The following is a 388-nucleotide window of genomic DNA, read 5'->3' on the forward strand; positions in this document are numbered from 1 at the left end:
CTCGACCACGTCGACGTGGACATCGCCCGCGGCCGCTTCACCGCGATCATGGGCCCCTCGGGGTCCGGCAAGTCCACGCTGATGCACTGCCTCGCCGGGCTCGACACCGTGACGAGCGGTCAGATCTACCTGGACGAGACCGAGATCACCGGGCTGAAGGACAAGAAGCTCACCCGGCTGCGCCGCGACCGGATCGGCTTCATCTTCCAGGCGTTCAACCTGCTCCCGACGCTCAACGCCCTCGAGAACATCACGCTGCCCATGGACATCGCCGGCCGCAGGCCCGACAAGGCGTGGCTGGACCGGGTGGTGGAGACCGTCGGGCTGGCGGAGCGGCTCAAGCACCGGCCGACACAGCTCTCCGGCGGCCAGCAGCAGCGGGTCGCCG

1 protein-coding gene is annotated in these 388 nt (G+C 69.3%); it reads left to right on the forward strand.

The features are described from left to right. Positions 1 to 388, forward strand: a 388-nt coding sequence (locus tag LPA54_RS41655; protein WP_228985552.1) for an ABC transporter ATP-binding protein, incomplete at both ends; no start/stop codon positions are given.

It is taken from the genome of Streptomyces sp. DH12 (assembly GCF_020873895.1).
Taxonomy (GTDB): Bacteria; Actinomycetota; Actinomycetes; order Streptomycetales; family Streptomycetaceae; genus Streptomyces.